Below are 16952 nucleotides of genomic sequence, written 5' to 3'. Positions count from 1 at the left end.
ACACCTGAAAAGTCTAGGAGATTGGTATGTCCAGCAACAACCCGCAAACCCGTGAATGGCAAGCCTTGAGCAATGATCACCACCTGGCGCCGTTCAGCGACTTCAAGCAATTGAAAGTGAAAGGCCCACGGATTATCACCAAAGCCCACGGCGTTTACCTGTGGGACAGCGAAGGCAACAAGATCCTCGACGGCATGGCCGGCCTGTGGTGCGTGGCGATCGGTTACGGTCGCGACGAACTGGCTGACGCCGCCGCCAAGCAGATGAAAGAGCTGCCGTACTACAACCTGTTCTTCCAGACCGCTCACCCACCGGTGCTGGAACTGGCCAAGGTGATTTCCGAGATCGCACCGGCCGGCATGAACCACGTGTTCTTCACCGGCTCAGGCTCGGAAGGCAACGACACCATGTTGCGCATGGTCCGCCACTACTGGGCGATCAAGGGCCAGCCGAACAAGAAGATCATCATCAGCCGCAAGAATGGCTATCACGGCTCCACCGTGGCCGGCGCCAGCCTGGGCGGCATGACGTACATGCATGAACAGGGCGACTTGCCGATCCCGGGCATCACCCATATCGCCCAGCCGTACTGGTATGGCGAAGGCGGCGACATGAGCCCGGAAGAGTTCGGGGTATGGGCCGCCAACCAGCTTGAAGAGAAGATCCTGGAACTGGGCGTGGACAATGTCGGTGCCTTTATTGCCGAGCCGATCCAGGGTGCCGGTGGCGTGATCGTGCCGCCAGAGACCTACTGGCCGCGCATCAAGGAAATCCTCGCCAAGTACGACATCCTATTCGTCGCCGATGAAGTGATCTGCGGTTTCGGCCGTACCGGTGAATGGTTCGGCAGCGACTTCTACGGCCTCAAGCCACACATGATGACCATCGCCAAGGGCCTGACCTCGGGTTACATCCCTATGGGTGGCCTGATCGTGCACGACGACGTGGTTGCCGTGCTCAATGAAGGCGGTGATTTCAACCACGGCTTCACCTATTCCGGTCACCCGGTGGCGGCAGCGGTAGCCCTGGAAAACATCCGGATTCTGCGCGATGAAAAAATCGTTAACCGTGTGCACGAAGAAACGGCACCGTATTTGCAGAAACGTCTGAGGGAACTGGCTGATCACCCGTTGGTGGGTGAAGTTCGCGGTGTCGGCATGCTCGGGGCGATTGAGCTGGTGCAGGACAAGGCCACGCGCAAACGTTACGAAGGCCGTGGTGTGGGCATGATCTGCCGCACGTTCTGCTTCGAGAATGGCCTGATCATGCGCGCCGTGGGCGACACCATGATCATTTCGCCTCCGCTGGTGATCAGCAAGGCGGAAATCGACGAGCTGGTGACCAAGGCTCGCCAGTGCCTGGACCTGACTTTGGCGGCATTGCAAGGCTAAGTGCTAGGCTCAGTGCGCTGCGGCTTCGGGCGCTGCGTCCGGGCAGTTACAAAAACGCAGTAATAAAGGGGGCTTTGGTTGAAAGCCGGCCCCTGAACTTGCCAGACTGTCGCCGTGTTTTGTTGCCCTTTGGAAGGGTCGTGAGACGACTAAAGAACGTGGCCCAAAAAAGAAAAAATTGGAGCATCACCAAATGAAGGCATTAGGTTTGAAGAACGCTGGCAAGACCCTCCTTGCGTTGTCCCTGATGGGCGCAATGGCGGGCGCGGCCCAGGCAGACGATAAAGTGCTGCACGTCTACAACTGGTCCGACTACATTGCACCGGACACCATCGCCAACTTTGAAAAAGAGTCGGGCATTAAAGTGGTGTACGACGTTTTTGACAGCAACGAGACCCTGGAAGCCAAGTTGCTGGCAGGCAAGTCCGGTTACGACATCGTCGTTCCGTCGAACAACTTCCTCGCCAAGCAGATCAAGGCCGGTGTCTATCAGGAGCTGGACAAGTCCAAGCTGTCCAACTACGCCAACCTGAACAAATCCCTGCTTAAAGCCGTGTCGGTCAGCGACCCGGACAACAAGCACGCTTTCCCGTACATGTGGGGCTCGATCGGCATCGGTTACAACCCGGAGAAGGTCAAGGCTGCGCTGGGCGTGGACAAGATCGACTCGTGGGACGTGCTGATGAAGCCGGAAAACATCGCCAAGCTGAAAAGCTGCGGCGTGAGCTTCCTCGACTCGCCAACCGAAATGCTGCCGGTGGCGCTGCATTACCTGGGCCTGCCGACCGACACCCAGAAAAAAGCTGACCTCAAGCAAGCCGAGGACCTGTTCCTCAAGCTGCGCCCATCGATCGGCTATTTCCACTCGTCCAAGTACATCTCGGACCTGGCCAACGGCAACATCTGCGTGGCCGTGGGCTACTCCGGGGACATCCAGCAAGCCAAGTCCCGCGCGGCTGAAGCCGGTGGCAAGGTCAAGGTTGCCTACGACATTCCGAAAGAAGGCGCCGGTAGCTTCTATGACATGGTCGCCATCCCTAAAGATGCCGAAAACGTCGATGCTGCCTACAAGTTCATGAACTACCTGCTCAAGCCGGAAGTCATGGCCGCTATCACCAACAGCGTCCGCTTCCCGAACGGTAACGAGAAAGCCACCGCACTGGTCGACAAAGACATCACCAGCGACCCGGGCATTTACCCGCCAGCGGATGTGCAGGCCAAGCTCTACGCCATTGCTGACTTGCCGGCTGCGACTCAGCGTGAAATGACGCGCAGCTGGACCAAAATCAAATCGGGCAAATAAGCCTTTGAACCGTGGGGGCGGCGAACCGCCGCTCCCACAAATTAAATGACAGAAAGCTTTGCCGGATCGGTTTATCGAGGGTAAGTTGCGCGCCGGTTTTGTTGCCGGGCAACAACTTCGGGCCCAACTATTTAAGAGGACCTCCACTTGCCAATTTCTTTATTTCGCAAAGCCTTGCTGGTGGGTGCAGGTATCACGCTGGCTGTCAGCGTGCAGGCCGCGCCGACGGTGCATATTTATAACTGGTCGGACTACATCGGCGCCGACACCCTGGCCAACTTTGAAAAGGCCAGCGGCATCAAGCCGGTGTATGACGTGTTTGATTCCAACGAAACCCTGGAAGGCAAGTTGCTCGCCGGGCGTACCGGTTATGACGTGGTCGTGCCGTCCAACCACTTCCTCGGCAAGCAAATCAAAGCCGGGGCGTTTCAGAAGCTCGACAAGTCGTTGCTGACTAACTATTCCAATCTGGACCCGGCGCTGCTCAAGCGTCTGGAAAAGAACGACCCGGGTAACCAATACGCCGTGCCGTATCTGTGGGGCACCAACGGCATTGGTTACAACGTCGAAAAAGTCAAAGAAGTGCTGGGCGTCGACCATATCGATTCCTGGGCCGTGCTGTTCGAGCCGGAAAACATGAAGAAGCTGGCCACTTGCGGGGTCTCGTTCATGGACTCGGCGGATGAAATGCTGCCGGCGGTGCTCAACTACATGGGCCTGAACCCTAACAGTACCAACCCTGAAGACTACAAGAAGGCCGAAGAGAAGCTGCTCAAAGTGCGGCCCTACGTGACCTATTTCCATTCTTCCAAATACATCTCTGACCTGGCCAACGGCAACATCTGCGTGGCGGCAGGTTTCTCCGGTGATGTGTTCCAGGCCAAGGCTCGCGCAAGCGAGGCAGGCAAAGGCGTGAACATCGCCTACGCGATTCCGAAAGAAGGCGGCAACCTCTGGTTTGACGTGCTGGCGATCCCCAAGGATGCGACCAACGTCAAAGAGGCTCACGCCTTCATCAACTATTTACTGCAACCTGAGGTGATCGCTCAGGTCAGTGATTACGTCGGTTACGCCAACCCTAACCCCGGGGCGGACAAACTGATGAAGCAATCGATACGCACTGACGCAGCGGTTTACCCACCGCAGGCGGTTCTCGACCGGACGTTCGTCAACTTCGAGCTACCCCCGAAAGTGCAGCGTTTAATGACCCGTAGCTGGACCAAGGTCAAAACGGGCAAGTAAGGCTTAAAGCTCAAACTATCCAAGGTTTCGCCCGTATTGGGCGAACCTCAAATTTTGTTGGGAGTTTCGTAAATGGCAGTTGCCTCCGGCGCCTATAAGAAAGCCCTCGAGGGCGACCAGACACCGAAAAAGGTGCTGGTCAAAATCGACCGGGTCACGAAGAAGTTCGACGAGACGATCGCCGTGGACGATGTGTCCCTGGAAATCAAGAAAGGCGAGATCTTCGCCTTGCTCGGCGGATCAGGTTCGGGCAAATCCACCTTGCTGCGCATGCTCGCAGGCTTCGAGCGCCCAACGGAAGGTCGCATTTACCTCGATGGTGTGGACATTACCGATATGCCGCCCTACGAGCGGCCGATCAACATGATGTTCCAGTCCTACGCCTTGTTCCCGCACATGACCGTGGCGCAGAACATTGCGTTCGGCCTGCAACAGGACAAGATCCCCAAGGCTGAAGTCGACGCCCGCGTGGCCGAGATGCTCAAGCTGGTGCAGATGAGCCAGTACGCCAAGCGCAAGCCGCACCAGTTGTCCGGTGGTCAGCGTCAGCGTGTGGCCTTGGCGCGTTCCCTGGCCAAGCGCCCGAAACTGCTGCTGCTCGACGAGCCGATGGGCGCACTCGACAAGAAGCTGCGTTCGCAGATGCAACTGGAACTGGTAGAGATCATCGAGCGCGTGGGCGTGACCTGCGTGATGGTGACCCACGACCAGGAAGAAGCCATGACCATGGCCGAGCGTATCGCGATCATGCACCTGGGCTGGATCGCCCAGATCGGCAGCCCGATCGACATCTACGAAACGCCTACCAGCCGTCTGGTGTGCGAGTTCATCGGCAACGTGAACATTTTCGACACCCAGGTGGTGGACGACGCCGAAGGCCACGCGGTGCTCAAGTGCCCGGACCTGGACCGTGACATCTACGTGGGCTATGGCATCGCCACCTCGGTGGAAGACAAGTCGGTGACCTACGCCATCCGCCCGGAAAAGCTGTTGGTTACCACCGAAATGCCGACCTGCGAGCACAACTGGTCCAGCGGCAAGGTGCATGACATCGCCTACCTGGGCGGCCACTCGGTGTTCTATGTGGAACTGCCGAGCGGCAAGCTGGTGCAGTCCTTCGTCGCCAACGCCGAACGCCGTGGCCAGCGCCCAACCTGGGGTGACCAGGTGTACGTGTGGTGGGAAGACGACAGCGGCGTGGTACTTCGCTCATGAACATGAAGAAGTTCAAACGCCAGCTGCAACGAATAACACCCGGTGGCCGGCATGTGGTCATCGGGATCCCTTTCCTCTGGCTGTTCCTGTTTTTCGCACTGCCGTTCTTCATCGTCTTGAAGATCAGCTTTGCCGAAGCCGACGTGGCGATCCCGCCTTACACCGAGATCTACACCTTCGTTGAGCAAAAGCTGCAATTGGTGCTCAACCTGGGCAACTACGCGATGCTCGGCGACGACGAGTTGTACATCGCCGCGTACCTGGGCTCGCTGAAGATGGCGTTTTTCAGCACGATTCTGTGCCTGTTGATCGGCTACCCGATGGCCTATGCCATTGCCAGCGCGCGCAAAGAAATGCAGACCGTGCTGGTGCTGCTGATCATGATGCCGACCTGGACCGCGATCCTGATCCGCGTGTATGCGTGGATGGGCATCCTCAGCAACAACGGGTTGCTCAATAGCTTCCTGATGTCCATCGGCTTGATCAACGAGCCGCTGCAGATCCTCAACACCAATATCGCGGTGTACATCGGCGTGGTCTATTCGTACCTGCCGTTCATGATCCTGCCGCTGTACGCCAACCTGGTCAAACACGACCAGAGCCTGCTGGAAGCCGCGTCCGACCTGGGCTCGAGCACCTTCAACAGCTTCTGGAAAATCACTGTGCCGCTGTCCAAGAACGGCATCATCGCCGGCTGCATGCTGGTGTTCATTCCGGTAGTGGGCGAGTTCGTGATCCCGGAACTGCTCGGCGGTCCGGAAACCCTGATGATCGGTAAAGTGTTGTGGCAAGAATTCTTCAACAACCGTGACTGGCCTGTGGCCTCTGCCCTGGCGGTGGTGATGCTGGCGATCCTGATCGTGCCGATCATCCTGTTCAACCGCAGCCAAGCCAAAGAGATGGAGGGCAAGATATGAAGCGCGTCAGTTTCTCAAGCTTCATGCTGGTGGCGGGGTTGTTGTTCATCTACCTGCCGATGCTGATCCTGGTGATCTACTCGTTCAACGAATCCAAACTGGTGACGGTGTGGGGCGGTTGGTCGATCAAGTGGTACGTGGGCCTGCTGGACAACACCCAGTTGATGGGCTCGGTGGCGCGCTCCCTGGAAATCGCCTGCTACACGGCGGTGGCTGCGGTGGCGCTGGGTACACTGGCAGCTTTCGTGCTGACGCGCATCAGCCAGTTCAAGGGCCGCACGCTGTTCGGCGGCCTGGTGACGGCGCCGTTGGTGATGCCCGAAGTGATCACCGGTCTGTCGCTGTTGCTGCTGTTCGTGGCCATGGCGCAGATGATCGGCTGGCCCCAGGAACGTGGCATCGTCACCATCTGGATCGCCCACACCACGTTCTGTGCCGCGTATGTGGCAGTGGTGGTGTCGGCGCGCTTGCGTGAGCTGGACCTGTCGATTGAAGAAGCGGCCATGGACCTGGGCGCGCGGCCGTGGAAGGTGTTCTTCCTGATCACTATCCCGATGATCGCGCCGTCGTTGGCGGCGGGCGGCATGATGTCGTTCGCGCTGTCCCTGGATGACCTGGTACTTGCCAGCTTCGTGTCGGGCCCGGGTTCAACCACCTTGCCGATGGAAGTGTTCTCGGCGGTACGTCTTGGGGTTAAACCCGAGATCAACGCCGTGGCCAGCCTGATTCTGCTGGCGGTGTCGCTGGTGACCTTCCTGGTGTGGTTCTTCAGCCGCCGTGCTGAAGAGCATCGCAAGAAAGCTATCCAGCAAGCGATTGAAGAAGCCGCGGCGGATGGCTGGCAGCAGCCGGACAAGCGCCGGGCGCCTGCACCGGTCTAACTGCCGGAGTGGGTTAAAAATGTGGGAGCTGGCTTGCCTGCGATGGCGGTGTGTCAGTCGACAGATAAGTCGATTGACATGGCCTCATCGCAGGCAAGCCAGCTCCCACAGTCGTTTTGCAGTGTTTGTAAAATTGGGTTTCAGGCAGCCCACGGCGACTTGCGAATCACCTCCACAAAATTCATCGGCTTGAACCCCGGCTCCTGATCCACCAGCACGTCGGTCTTCACGTTGCCAAACGTGGTCTGCGGGCGATGGCGCAAGCCGTCGGCAAACGCGCAGATGATGCACTCCTTGAATCCTTCACCGCGTGGGTGTGCATGCACCACGGCTTCGCGCTGCTCGTGGGTAAACGCGGCGTAGTCCATGCCCAGCACGTCCATCTCGACACCAGCAGTTACCAGCGCCACGGTCGGGCGCAGATGCTGCGGCACGCCCGGCGTGGTGTGCAGGGCGATGGACAGCCACACTTGCTCGATGTCGTCATCGCTCAGGCCGTAAGGCTTGAGGAAGTCGGCGGCGGCGTTGGCGCCGTCCACTTCGAAACGCTCGTTGTCGCTGCGGTGGCCTTGCACCAGGCCCAGATCATGGAACATTGCGCCGACGTAAAGCAGCTCCGGGTTGTAGGCCAGTTGCTTGCGATCACCGCTCAAGGCACCGAACAGGAACACCCGGCGGGAGTGGTGGTAGAGCAGGTCGGACTCGACGTCGCGGATGTATTCGGTGGTGGCCTTGGCCAGGGCGCTGTCCGGGATCTGGATGCCGGCGATGGGGGTACTCATGGTCGTTCTCCTCAACAAAGCGCCGGGGGTGGCGCCGATGAGTCCAGTCTGGTCGCGCGCCCGCGACGGGGCCATCGCAGCGAGGGTGCGATCCCGGCCAATGTGCCGCCACATCGTGCCATGGGTGTACTCGGGCAAATGTGGGAGCTGGCTTGCCTGCGATAGCATCACCTCGGTATACCTGATACACCGCAGTGTCTGCATCGCAGGCAAGCCAGCTCCCACAGGGTTTCGTGTTCGCCAGATATAAGGTTTCGCCATGCATAGAACCATCGCCATCCTGATCTTCCCCGGTGTCCAGTCACTGGACGTGACCGGCCCCATGGATGTGTTCTGCGAGGCCAACCGTTTTCTACCGACCGAAGACCACTACCAGCTTGAAGTGATCGGCCTGGGCCACGGCACGATGGCCGCTTCCAACGGTTTGTCGTTGCAGGCCCACCGGCATTACAGCGAAGCCTTGAGCGCCTACGATCTGTTGCTGGTCGCCGGAGGCCCGCAATTGCCCTTCGAAGATTTCGGTGCCCCGTTTGATGATTGGCTGCGCGGTGCAGCCGAAAGAGCCCAACGCTTCGGTTCGATCTGCAACGGCGCTTTCATGCTGGCGCGCGCCGGCTTACTCGATGGAAAAACCGTCACCACTCATTGGAACGATGCCGCTGATCTGGCGCGTCTGTGCCCCTCGGCCCAGGTAGATGCTGACCGCCTCTACGTGCAGGACGGCAACCTCTACACCTCGGCCGGGGTGACGGCAGGTATCGATTTGTCGCTGTACCTCCTGGCCCAGGACCATGGCCCGGAAGTAGCGTTGAGCGTGGCCAAGCGCCTGGTGGTATTCACCCAGCGTTCGGGCGGGCAGTCACAGTTCAGCCCGTTCCTCACACCTCATGCAGAGTCCACCTCGGCGGTGGCGTTGGTGCAGTTGTATGTGCTGGCGAATCTGACCGGGGATTTGACCATTGCCGACCTGGCCAAGGCGGCCAATATGAGCGCGCGCAATTTCTCCCGGGTGTTTGCCCGTGAAGCACGCATAACCCCGGCGGAGTTTGTCGAGCGGGCGCGGGTGGATGCGGCGCGGGTGATGCTCGAAAGCAGCCCTGCGCCGCTCAAGACCGTGGCCTATCAATGCGGGTTTCGCGATGCCCAGCACATGCGCAGTGTCTTCAACCGCCGGCTGGGCGTAACGCCGCAACAATTCAGGCTCAACTTTGCGGCACCGGTTTGAGTGTGTCGTAGGCTTCCAGGGCGCGCAGTGAGTAGATATATGCCGCGCCCGCGTTCAGGGAAATTGCGGTGGCCAGGGTCGCGGCCACTTCTTCGCGGGTCGCGCCGGCTTTGATCGCCGCATCCGCATGCACGCCGATGCAGCCGTCACAGCGCGTGGTGATGGCCACGGCGATGGAAATCAGCTCACGGGTCTTGGCGTCGAGCACGTTGTTTTCCTCGGCAGCCTCGCCCAACGCCATGTACGCTTTGACCATCTTCGGGTTGCTCTTGCCCAGCGCGCCAAAGGCTTTCTTTACGGTAGGCAGCAAGTCGGACCAGTTATTGAACATTGCGGTAACTCCTGAACAGGTTGGGTGTGAAGCTAGTCTGTGCTGTTCGGGGTTGGGGGCATTGTTCAATCCGCTCATCTTTTTGACCGATGTTCGCAAATGAATTCGATCGACACCCTTATCACGCTGGCCAACCTGCGCGGCAGCCTGGATTTGCGTTGCCAGTTCCAGGGCGACTGGGCGCTGGATCACGCGCCGGAGAATTTGGGCGTGGCGCCGTATCACATTGTGCTCAGCGGCACCTGCCGCGCCGAGTTGACGGGCGGGCAGCACGTAACGCTGGGGGAGGGCGATATCCTGCTGATGCCCGGTGGCGCCACCCATTTGTTGCGCAGTCCAGGTTCACGCATTCAGCCGATGCCTCCGAGGGTGATTGAGGGCGGTTTACTTCCGGTCCATCGCCTGGGTGGCGAACGGGTGGACTTGGACATGCTCTGCGGCAGCTTTCACTACAACCGGCAGTCGTTGTTGTTTGCCGCGTTGCCGGAGTATCTGGTGGTGTCCAGTCGGCAGTGGCAGGGCGATGGGCAATTGGCTGCGTTGATTGCTTTGTTGCGCAGCGAAGCGGATGGGCAGCAACTGGGCGCCCGCTCGTTTATCGATGCACTGTCGTCGGCCTTGTTCACCCTGATCCTGCGCACCTGGCTGACCCTTCAGGCGCCGGTGGCCGGCACCTTCGCCTTGCTCGCCGACAAACGCCTGAGCAAGGCCTGGCAGGCGATGCTGGCCGAGCCCGGCCATGAGTGGACCATCGACAGCCTGGCCTTGGTTGCGACGATGTCGCGAGCGACCTTCATGCGTGCCTTTGTGAAGGTGGCGGGTGTATCCCCGTGGGTGCTGCTGACCCAGTTGCGTATGGAGTTGGCGTTCAATCTGCTGCGCCAGTCACGCCTGAGCCTGATGGATATCGCCGCCCAGGTGGGTTACCAGTCGCAGGCTGCGTTCAGCAAGAAGTTCAAGGAAACCTACGGCGAGGCGCCGGGGCGGATGCGGGCTCGTTAGTCGCTACAACACAAAGCAAATGTGGGAGCGGGCTTGCTCGCGAATGCGGTGTGCCAGTCGATACATCTGGTGACTGATACTCCGCATTCGCGAGCAAGCCCGCTCCCACATTGACCGCATTCTTCCAGCACTATTTTCTCGCAGGCAACAGCTTCAGCGTGCCCCGCGTATTCGCCGTCACTTCCTCATCACTGAAATGCGCCTGTTCGTACCCGCCTTCAATGTAGGTTTCGGCCTGGTCGCCATAGTGCCGGTCAAACGGCACACCGCTTTGCCCTACCGGGTTGATGGTCAGGGCGTGGGCCGGGTCGGCGAAGTCGATCAATCGACGGGTCGATGGGCCATAAGTGACCGGCCAGGGCGCGGGGCCGATCATCGCCGACTGGTTGTTTGGCACTTCGTGGGTGCCGGGCGCCGGGAACGGGCCCACATTGAAGACCTTGTCCAGTGGCTTCTGCATGCCTAACGGGTGGCCGTGGGTCAGGGTGTGGGCCTTGCCCCACTGCCATTGCGTCGGGTCATCGCCGAAGGTGGCTTTGAGGTGAGCCAGGCTGTTGTCCCAGGCGAGCTTGACGGTGTCGGCGCGCTTGCCGTTCCACCAGGGCGAGTCCGGCGAGGCGGCCAGGCGTGGCAGCGCGGCGTCGATCACCCGAGTACCGAGCAGGGTTTTAAACAGGGCGTCGCCCAGTTTTGGGTGGAAGGCCGCGTCGGTGAGGTTAAACAGGAACTGATTGAAGAGTGTGGCGCTGGTGGAGTCCAGCGGATAGTCGCCTTTCCAGGCGGCCAATTGTTCTACCAGTTTCAACTGCGCCGGGTCCTTGACCACGTCACGCAGCACCGGCAACAGCGGTGCCAGCAAGCGTGGGCCGTAGGCGGTGGTCGTGCCCAGTTGCAAGGCTTGGCTGTTGTTCACGTCCCACTTCACGCTTTTGTCGCTCAACTGCGTGTTCAATTGCTGGCCACGGTCGGCCAGGTTGTAGTAACCGGGGATTTCCATGCCGGTGGGTGAGGCCGGCTGGGCATTGGCCGACACCACGTAACCCCGCGCCGGGTTTTCTTCCTGGGGGTTGGCGCTGAAAGGGTAGAAACCCAGCTTGTCGGCCTGGGCGGTGCTGCCGTCGAGAATGAACGCCGGGTTGACCCCGGCCGGGCGGATCGGCAATTGCGCCGCCGCCCACCAGCCGATATCACCCTTGGCATTTGCCCATACGATATTCAGGCCCGGTGCAGAAACCTTGGCCGCCGCGGCGCGCACCTTGGCCAGGGTATCGGCGCGGTTGAGCTGGTAGAAACCTTCGAGGATCGGATTCTCGGTATCGAGGAATGCCCACCACATGGCAATCGGCGTGTTGCCGGCATTCTCGCCGAGTACATCATTGATGATCGGGCCGTGGGGCGACTGGCGCAGAGTGAGGGTCACCGGTGCCTGGCCCTTCACCGCGATCTGTTGCTCGCTGCTGGTCATGTTGACCCATTGGCCGTGGTACCAGACCTGGTTGGGGTTGTCGGGGTTGACCTTTTCGGCGATCAGGTCGAGGTCATCGTTCTGGAACATGGTCAGGCTCCAGCCGAAATCCAGGTTGTGCCCCAGGAACGCCACCGGCACCAGCGCGTTGTGATAGCCGTAGAGCTCAAAGCCGGGTGCGGAGAGCTGCGCTTCGTACCACACCGACGGTACCGAGAAACGGATATGCGGGTCGCCCGCCAGCAAGGGCTTGCCGCTCTTGGTGCGGCTGCCGCTGATGGCCCAGGCGTTGCTGCCTTCGAACTGCGGCAAGCCATTCTCGGCCAAGGCCCTGTCGCTCAAGGAGGCAAGCGCGCCGAGCGTCTGCCAATCACGGGCGGCCAGGTTAAGCGCGCCTTTGGGCTGCCAGTCGAGGTCGAAGACTTTCAGGTAGTCGCCGCCCAATTGGTCGCGTACGTAAGTCAGCAGCGGCTCGGTACGAAACGCGGCGGCAAAGCTGTAGGCCATGTACCCGGCGACGCTGATGGTGTCCTCAGCGGTAAACCGCCGCTTGGGGATGCCCAGTACGTCAAACTCCATTGGGCTGGCGTGGCTGTCCTGAAATTGGTTGATCCCGTCCAGGTAGGCTTGCAAGGCCTTCCAGGCCGGCGAATCGTGGTCCATGTGTTCCACGTAACTCAAGGCGCGTTCGCGAATGCGCAGGCTGCGGAACAGCTTGTCGGTCTCGAGCATCTTCGGGCCCAGTATCTCGGCCAGTTCGCCACGGGCCAGGCGCCGCATGATCTCCATCTGGAACAGCCGGTCCTGTGCATGCACATAGCCGAGGGCGCGGTACAGGTCGGTCTCGTTCTCGGCCCGCAGGTGCGGCACGCCCCGGTCGTCATAGCGCACGGTGACCGCGCCTTGCAGGTTGGCGAGTGTTTCGGTGCCCTGGCGGGTGGGTTGCTTGCTGTAGACATACCAGCCGGCGCCGGCCATGAGGGCGGCAATCAGGATAGCGAGCACGGTCAGGCTGCGTTTCATGGACGGTCCTTGAGTCATTCACCTTGAAGGTCAACGGAGTCTAATAGGTTTGGCGAGGGCTGAGGGAAATGCTGATATCGCGCACGATGCGCCGCTGTGACAGCCGAGGTTCAAGTGTTGAGCACCCTGAATACGCTACTATTGCGCCCGTCATCTTTGAGCTTTTTTCCATGACTTGCGCCCCGCAACCCATTCCAGACTCCAGCCGCTCCGAGGTTGCCTATGCGTGCTGCCTGGAAGCGCAGTCGCTGATCAGCCGCTTTTTGCAGCACCCGCCAGTGGGCTTCGATGCTCGTCTGTCCGACCAGGGCCTGCCGTATTTCTTTACGCCCTTCGACCTGTTGACCACCGCCGACGATGCGTTCGAAAAGCGTGTTCGCAGCTGGCCCGGGTATCGTTTCTGGAATGCCTGGCTGCGTGTCGACAGTTGTTTTGTGGGGACCACGGTCAGTGAATATTCACCACTGCCCCAAGACGTGTCGCCTCAGGACCTCGCGCAGTGGTTGCAAGAGGCGTGCGCGCCGCAGCGCAAGCTCACCATCGTCAAAGACGTGCCGTGCGACTCTCCGCTGCTCAGCGAGGCGGATAACCGCTACGCGCAAGCCTTGATCGATGAGTGCACCCGGCGCGGTTTCATCAGCCTCGAGGGGCAGGCGCTGGCCTACGTGCCGATCAACTTTGCCACGGTTGATGAGTACCTGGCGCGCTTGTCCCACAGCCGTCGCCGCAATATCCGACGCAAACTGCGCAGCCGTGAGGCGTTGCGGGTGGAAGTCCTGGACACCGGTGATGCGCGCTTCAACGATGACGCCTGGCTCACGCAGTTGTACGGGTTGTACAAGGCGGTGTACGACCAGAGCGAGATCCATTTTGACCTGCTCACCCCTGAATTTTTCAGCAGCCTTCTGCGGGACGCCTGCAGTAACGGGCGCGTGTTCTGCTATTGGCACTGCGACGAGCTGATCGGCTACAACCTGTGCTACGTGGAGGGCGACAAGCTGCTCGACAAGTACATCGGCCTTAGCTACCCGCTGGCGCTGGAGTTCAACCTGTATGTCGTCAGTTGGTTTGTGAACCTTGAATATGCGCTGGCCAATGGGCTGAAATTTTATGTGGCGGGTTGGACCGACCCGCAGGTCAAGGCCAGCCTGGGCGCCGACTTTACCTTTACCCGCCATCTGGTCTGGGTGCGTAACCCGCTGTTGCGCAAGCTGGGCAACCGGTTCCGTCATCACTTTGAAAGTGATACCCAGTGGCATCAGGAGCACACCTCATGAGCCAGGCCCGACCGCCGCTGATTCTCGATTTCGACAGTGCCGTCAGTGACATTCCCGGCGCGATTACGTTGCCGTTGCAGGCCTGGCAGGAAAAAATCCGTTTCGGCTGCCGCTGGGCACAATTCAAAGAGCTGGAAACCGCCCTGCACGCACAAATGCCCAGCGATTACGGCTGTGTATTTACCGGCAGCGGTGATTATCACCACCTCAGCCAGCTGTTGTTGAATCGCCTGCCGACGCAGCAGAAGTTCCAGCTGATCATCTGCGACAACCATCCCGATAACATGCGCTACCCGTTCGGCATCCACTGCGGCTCCTGGGTCTACTGGGCCAGCCGCTTGCCGCAGGTCGAGCATGTGCATGTGTTGGGCATCGGTTCGCAGGATATTGGCCTGGGCCACGCGTGGGAGAATCACTGGTCGCCGCTGCTCAAGCGCAAGTTGACCTACTGGAACGTCAACGTCGACACGCGCTGGATGAACTGGATCGGCGCCGGGCGCAGTAATCGTGCCTTCAGCAATGCAGATGCGCTGATGCGCGCGTTCCTGGCACAGTTTGACCGTTCACTGCCGGTGTACCTGTCCATCGATAAAGATGTGCTGAGCCCGGAAGTGGTGAACACCAACTGGGATCAGGGCGAATTCCTGGAGCAGCATCTGAACGACCTGATCAGTGCCTGCCAGGGCCAGATCATTGGCGCGGACATCACTGGCGATGTGTCGGCCTACCACTATGAAAGCAAGTTCAAACGTTGGTTGAGTGCCTCCGATGGCCAGGAAGAACTGCCTGAGGCCCAGGTGCAGATCTGGCAACAGCAGCAGAACGAGCTGAACAGCCGCCTGGTGGCGCGTATCAACGAAGGCTGGCGACGATAGCCTTGAGTTGCTTGAGTATCTGTTCGAAGTGTTCGTCCGTCAGCCAATGGCTGTTACTGATCGACAGTGTGCGGGTCGCGAACGCCTGGGCTTGGCTGATATCGCCGCCAGGCTGCAGCAGCGGGGCCACGTCGGGGTAGTCCGGCAATGTGTGGATAAACAGGCGGGTCACGCCCAGCCCCGAGGTCCACAACTGCGCCATCGCCGCATCCCGGGCCTGTGCAGACGGCATCATCACCATCAGAAAGGGCCAGGTGCCTTGTTGGCCTGGTCTGTCCATAACGACCGAGACGCCGGGCAAGGCATTCAAGCGAGCTGCACGGCGCAAGGCCCGGGCGCGGCCTTGCTGCAAGTAATCGGGCAGGCGAGCCAGTGCGGCGGCGCCGACCTTCTGGCGATAGCCGCCCAGGCGGTGCAACGGGATGTCATTCACCGAAAAGTCGTCGCCCACGGCACTCACTTCATCGCCCTGTTCCAGCGCTTTGCGCAACGGCTTGCCATACACATAGTGCAAGCCGCGCGGTTGGTAAAGCAGCGCGTAACCCCACAACTCGGCGCTGCGTTGCAGCTCCCAGCGCAGGCTGAAAGGCAGGTCCTGTGCGCATTGGCGGTGCAGCGCCTGATGCAACACCGGGTCGCGGCTGAACAGCACGCCGCCTTCGGCCGTCGTCAGCCCTTTGCCCAGCGCCATGCTGAAAAATCCCACATCACCTTTGAGCCCGACGCTGCGGCCGTCGTCGAGTGCGCCCATGGCTTGGGCCGCGTCTTCGATGACCACAGCGCCGACAGAATCGGCAATACGCTTGGCGGTATCGACGTCCGCGACGCGCCCGGCCAGATGGGTGACCACCACGGCCAGCGTGCTGTCGTCACACAGGTGTTTCAGTTGCTGTTCGTCCAGGTCAATGCTGCCTGGCTGCAAATCGCAGGGTACGACGCGCAACGGCGGGCAGTAATGGGCGGCCAACGCCACCAGCGGGCAGGTGTAGGCCGGCACGATCAGCCGGGTGCGGCCGGGCATGCGTTGCTGCAAGACCCGCAGGGCGATGATCAGGGCGGCGGTGCCGGAGCAGGGCAGCGCCGGCAGTGGAATCGAGAACTGGCGGGCCAGAGACTGGGCCAAGTCGCCCGAAAGGTTCAGCAAATCCCGCCAGCTTAAGGGCAGGCCAGCGGTGGGCGGGATTTCCCTGGTCATGACGCCAGTGGCTGCGAAGGTTCGGCCTCGACAGTTTTGCTCTCTTTGTCTTCACTGCGTGCGAGACAGAGAATGCCTGCGATGATCAATGCGCCGCCGATGATTTTTGGCCAGGTCAGGGTGTCATCGAATAACCAGACAGAGATCAGCGTCACGCTGATCAACTCCAAATGGGACGCCGCAAACGCGGGCCCCACCGGTGCGTACTTAAGCAACGTCATCCAGGTGAAGAACGCGCCGATGTAGCCCACGAAGGCGCCGTAGATCCAAGGTGCGCCAAACACGCGCACCAACCAGGCGGTATCCATCGTCAGTGGTTCGGCATGCACCGAGGCGAATTTGAAACTGACCTGCGCCAACGTGTCAAAAATGATCAGCGCCAGAAAGCCCAGGATATAGAACCGTTTCATTATTCAAACCCCACAACGGTCACGCCACAGGCGATCAGCATGATGCCGATCAACCGCCATTTGGTCAGGCTTTCCTTGAACAGGAAACGCCCGGCAATCATGATCACCACAATATTGATCGAGCCTAGCATCACGCCGACCGACAACGGCACCAGCGTGAGAAACGCCAGCCACAACACGAATTCGAAGACGTAGCAGATCACGCCAAGCCAGATCCAGGGGCGCTTGAGCATGTGCTTCCAGTGGGCCATGCCGTCATGCTCGGCGCTGGCAGAGGCGGCGGCTTTGAAAGCCAACTGGCCGGACGTATCCACGATAACGTTGAGCATCCAGAGGATGATGGTTAGCTGGCTCATGTGTTCCTATGCTTACAATCTCACCGAAAACGTACGATACAGCAGCCTGCCGCTCGGGTGAT

The 16952-nt window shown here is 60.1% G+C and carries 16 protein-coding genes; 10 read left to right on the top strand and 6 right to left on the bottom strand.

Features of this window, described 5'->3' with window-relative positions; genetic code table 11:
• The first annotated feature begins 26 nt into the window (after positions 1-26).
• The 6 genes from A7J50_RS27905 (at position 27) to A7J50_RS27880 (ending at position 6949) form a co-directional block, all read left to right on the top strand.
• Entirely contained in the window at positions 27-1391 is a 1365-nt protein-coding gene (locus A7J50_RS27905) for an aspartate aminotransferase family protein (protein WP_064454614.1), read from the top strand.
• Between the two features lie 208 nt (positions 1392-1599).
• Complete coding sequence (locus A7J50_RS27900; RefSeq protein WP_053258811.1) at positions 1600-2694, top strand: polyamine ABC transporter substrate-binding protein; 1095 nt, start codon at positions 1600-1602, stop codon at positions 2692-2694.
• Positions 2695-2841: 147 nt separating this feature from the next.
• On the top strand, positions 2842-3936 hold the full coding sequence (locus tag A7J50_RS27895) for a polyamine ABC transporter substrate-binding protein (RefSeq protein WP_064454613.1): 1095 nt from the start codon (positions 2842-2844) through the stop codon (positions 3934-3936).
• Between the two features lie 72 nt (positions 3937-4008).
• Positions 4009-5151, top strand: coding sequence for an ABC transporter ATP-binding protein (locus A7J50_RS27890; RefSeq protein WP_003195240.1), 1143 nt, complete (start codon positions 4009-4011; stop codon positions 5149-5151).
• On the top strand, positions 5148-6068 hold the full coding sequence (locus tag A7J50_RS27885; RefSeq protein ID WP_064454612.1) for an ABC transporter permease subunit: 921 nt from the start codon (positions 5148-5150) through the stop codon (positions 6066-6068). The genes A7J50_RS27890 and A7J50_RS27885 overlap by 4 nt, the downstream gene beginning before the upstream one ends.
• Entirely contained in the window at positions 6065-6949 is an 885-nt protein-coding gene (locus A7J50_RS27880; protein ID WP_003176774.1) for an ABC transporter permease subunit, read from the top strand. The genes A7J50_RS27885 and A7J50_RS27880 overlap by 4 nt, the downstream gene beginning before the upstream one ends.
• A gap of 140 nt (positions 6950-7089) precedes the next feature.
• Here A7J50_RS27880 and A7J50_RS27875 read toward each other — a convergent pair whose 3' ends face one another.
• On the bottom strand, positions 7090-7731 hold the full coding sequence (locus tag A7J50_RS27875) for an HD domain-containing protein (protein WP_064454611.1): 642 nt from the start codon (positions 7729-7731) through the stop codon (positions 7090-7092).
• A 259-nt stretch (positions 7732-7990) separates the two neighbouring features.
• On the opposite strand from A7J50_RS27875, the gene A7J50_RS27870 reads away from it, so the two are divergent.
• The gene (locus tag A7J50_RS27870; protein ID WP_064454610.1) at positions 7991-8956 is read left to right on the top strand and encodes a GlxA family transcriptional regulator; all 966 of its coding nucleotides are present in this window, start codon (positions 7991-7993) and stop codon (positions 8954-8956) included.
• Here the strand turns inward: A7J50_RS27870 and A7J50_RS27865 are convergent.
• Complete coding sequence (locus A7J50_RS27865; RefSeq protein ID WP_034110071.1) at positions 8934-9287, bottom strand: carboxymuconolactone decarboxylase family protein; 354 nt, start codon at positions 9285-9287, stop codon at positions 8934-8936. The genes A7J50_RS27870 and A7J50_RS27865 overlap by 23 nt on opposite strands.
• A 99-nt stretch (positions 9288-9386) precedes the next feature.
• Here A7J50_RS27865 and A7J50_RS27860 point away from each other — a divergent pair, with 99 nt between their 5' ends.
• Complete coding sequence (locus A7J50_RS27860) at positions 9387-10289, top strand: AraC family transcriptional regulator (protein WP_064454609.1); 903 nt, start codon at positions 9387-9389, stop codon at positions 10287-10289.
• A gap of 130 nt (positions 10290-10419) precedes the next feature.
• On the opposite strand, the gene A7J50_RS27855 is transcribed toward A7J50_RS27860, so the two are convergent.
• A complete protein-coding gene (locus tag A7J50_RS27855; RefSeq protein ID WP_064454608.1) occupies positions 10420-12777 on the bottom strand; it encodes a penicillin acylase family protein in 2358 nt (785 codons plus the stop codon).
• A 170-nt stretch (positions 12778-12947) separates the two neighbouring features.
• Here A7J50_RS27855 and A7J50_RS27850 point away from each other — a divergent pair, with 170 nt between their 5' ends.
• Positions 12948-14054: a GNAT family N-acetyltransferase gene (locus A7J50_RS27850; RefSeq protein WP_082895962.1), complete on the top strand. Its 1107-nt coding sequence runs from the start codon at positions 12948-12950 to the stop codon at positions 14052-14054.
• Positions 14051-14929 carry a hypothetical protein gene (locus tag A7J50_RS27845; protein ID WP_064454607.1) on the top strand — a complete coding sequence of 293 codons (879 nt, stop codon included), beginning with the start codon at positions 14051-14053 and terminating at the stop codon, positions 14927-14929. The genes A7J50_RS27850 and A7J50_RS27845 overlap by 4 nt, the downstream gene beginning before the upstream one ends.
• On the opposite strand, the gene A7J50_RS27840 is transcribed toward A7J50_RS27845, so the two are convergent.
• The 3 genes from A7J50_RS27840 to A7J50_RS27830 are packed head-to-tail and all read right to left on the bottom strand — an operon-like array spanning position 14907 to position 16890.
• Positions 14907-16124, bottom strand: a complete 1218-nt coding sequence (locus A7J50_RS27840; protein WP_064454606.1) for a DegT/DnrJ/EryC1/StrS family aminotransferase — start codon at positions 16122-16124, stop codon at positions 14907-14909. The genes A7J50_RS27845 and A7J50_RS27840 overlap by 23 nt on opposite strands.
• Positions 16121-16534, bottom strand: a complete 414-nt coding sequence (locus A7J50_RS27835) for a DMT family transporter (RefSeq protein WP_064454605.1) — start codon at positions 16532-16534, stop codon at positions 16121-16123. The genes A7J50_RS27840 and A7J50_RS27835 overlap by 4 nt, the downstream gene beginning before the upstream one ends.
• A complete protein-coding gene (locus A7J50_RS27830) occupies positions 16534-16890 on the bottom strand; it encodes an EamA family transporter (RefSeq protein WP_064454604.1) in 357 nt (118 codons plus the stop codon). Before A7J50_RS27830 ends, A7J50_RS27835 begins: the two co-directional genes overlap by 1 nt.
• Positions 16891-16952: the final 62 nt, after the last annotated feature.

Source organism: Pseudomonas antarctica (genome assembly GCF_001647715.1).
Lineage (GTDB): Bacteria > Pseudomonadota > Gammaproteobacteria > Pseudomonadales > Pseudomonadaceae > Aquipseudomonas > Aquipseudomonas antarctica_A.
The sequence above is the reverse complement of the archived record's forward strand: the minus strand, read 5'-3'. Positions and strand labels throughout refer to the sequence as shown.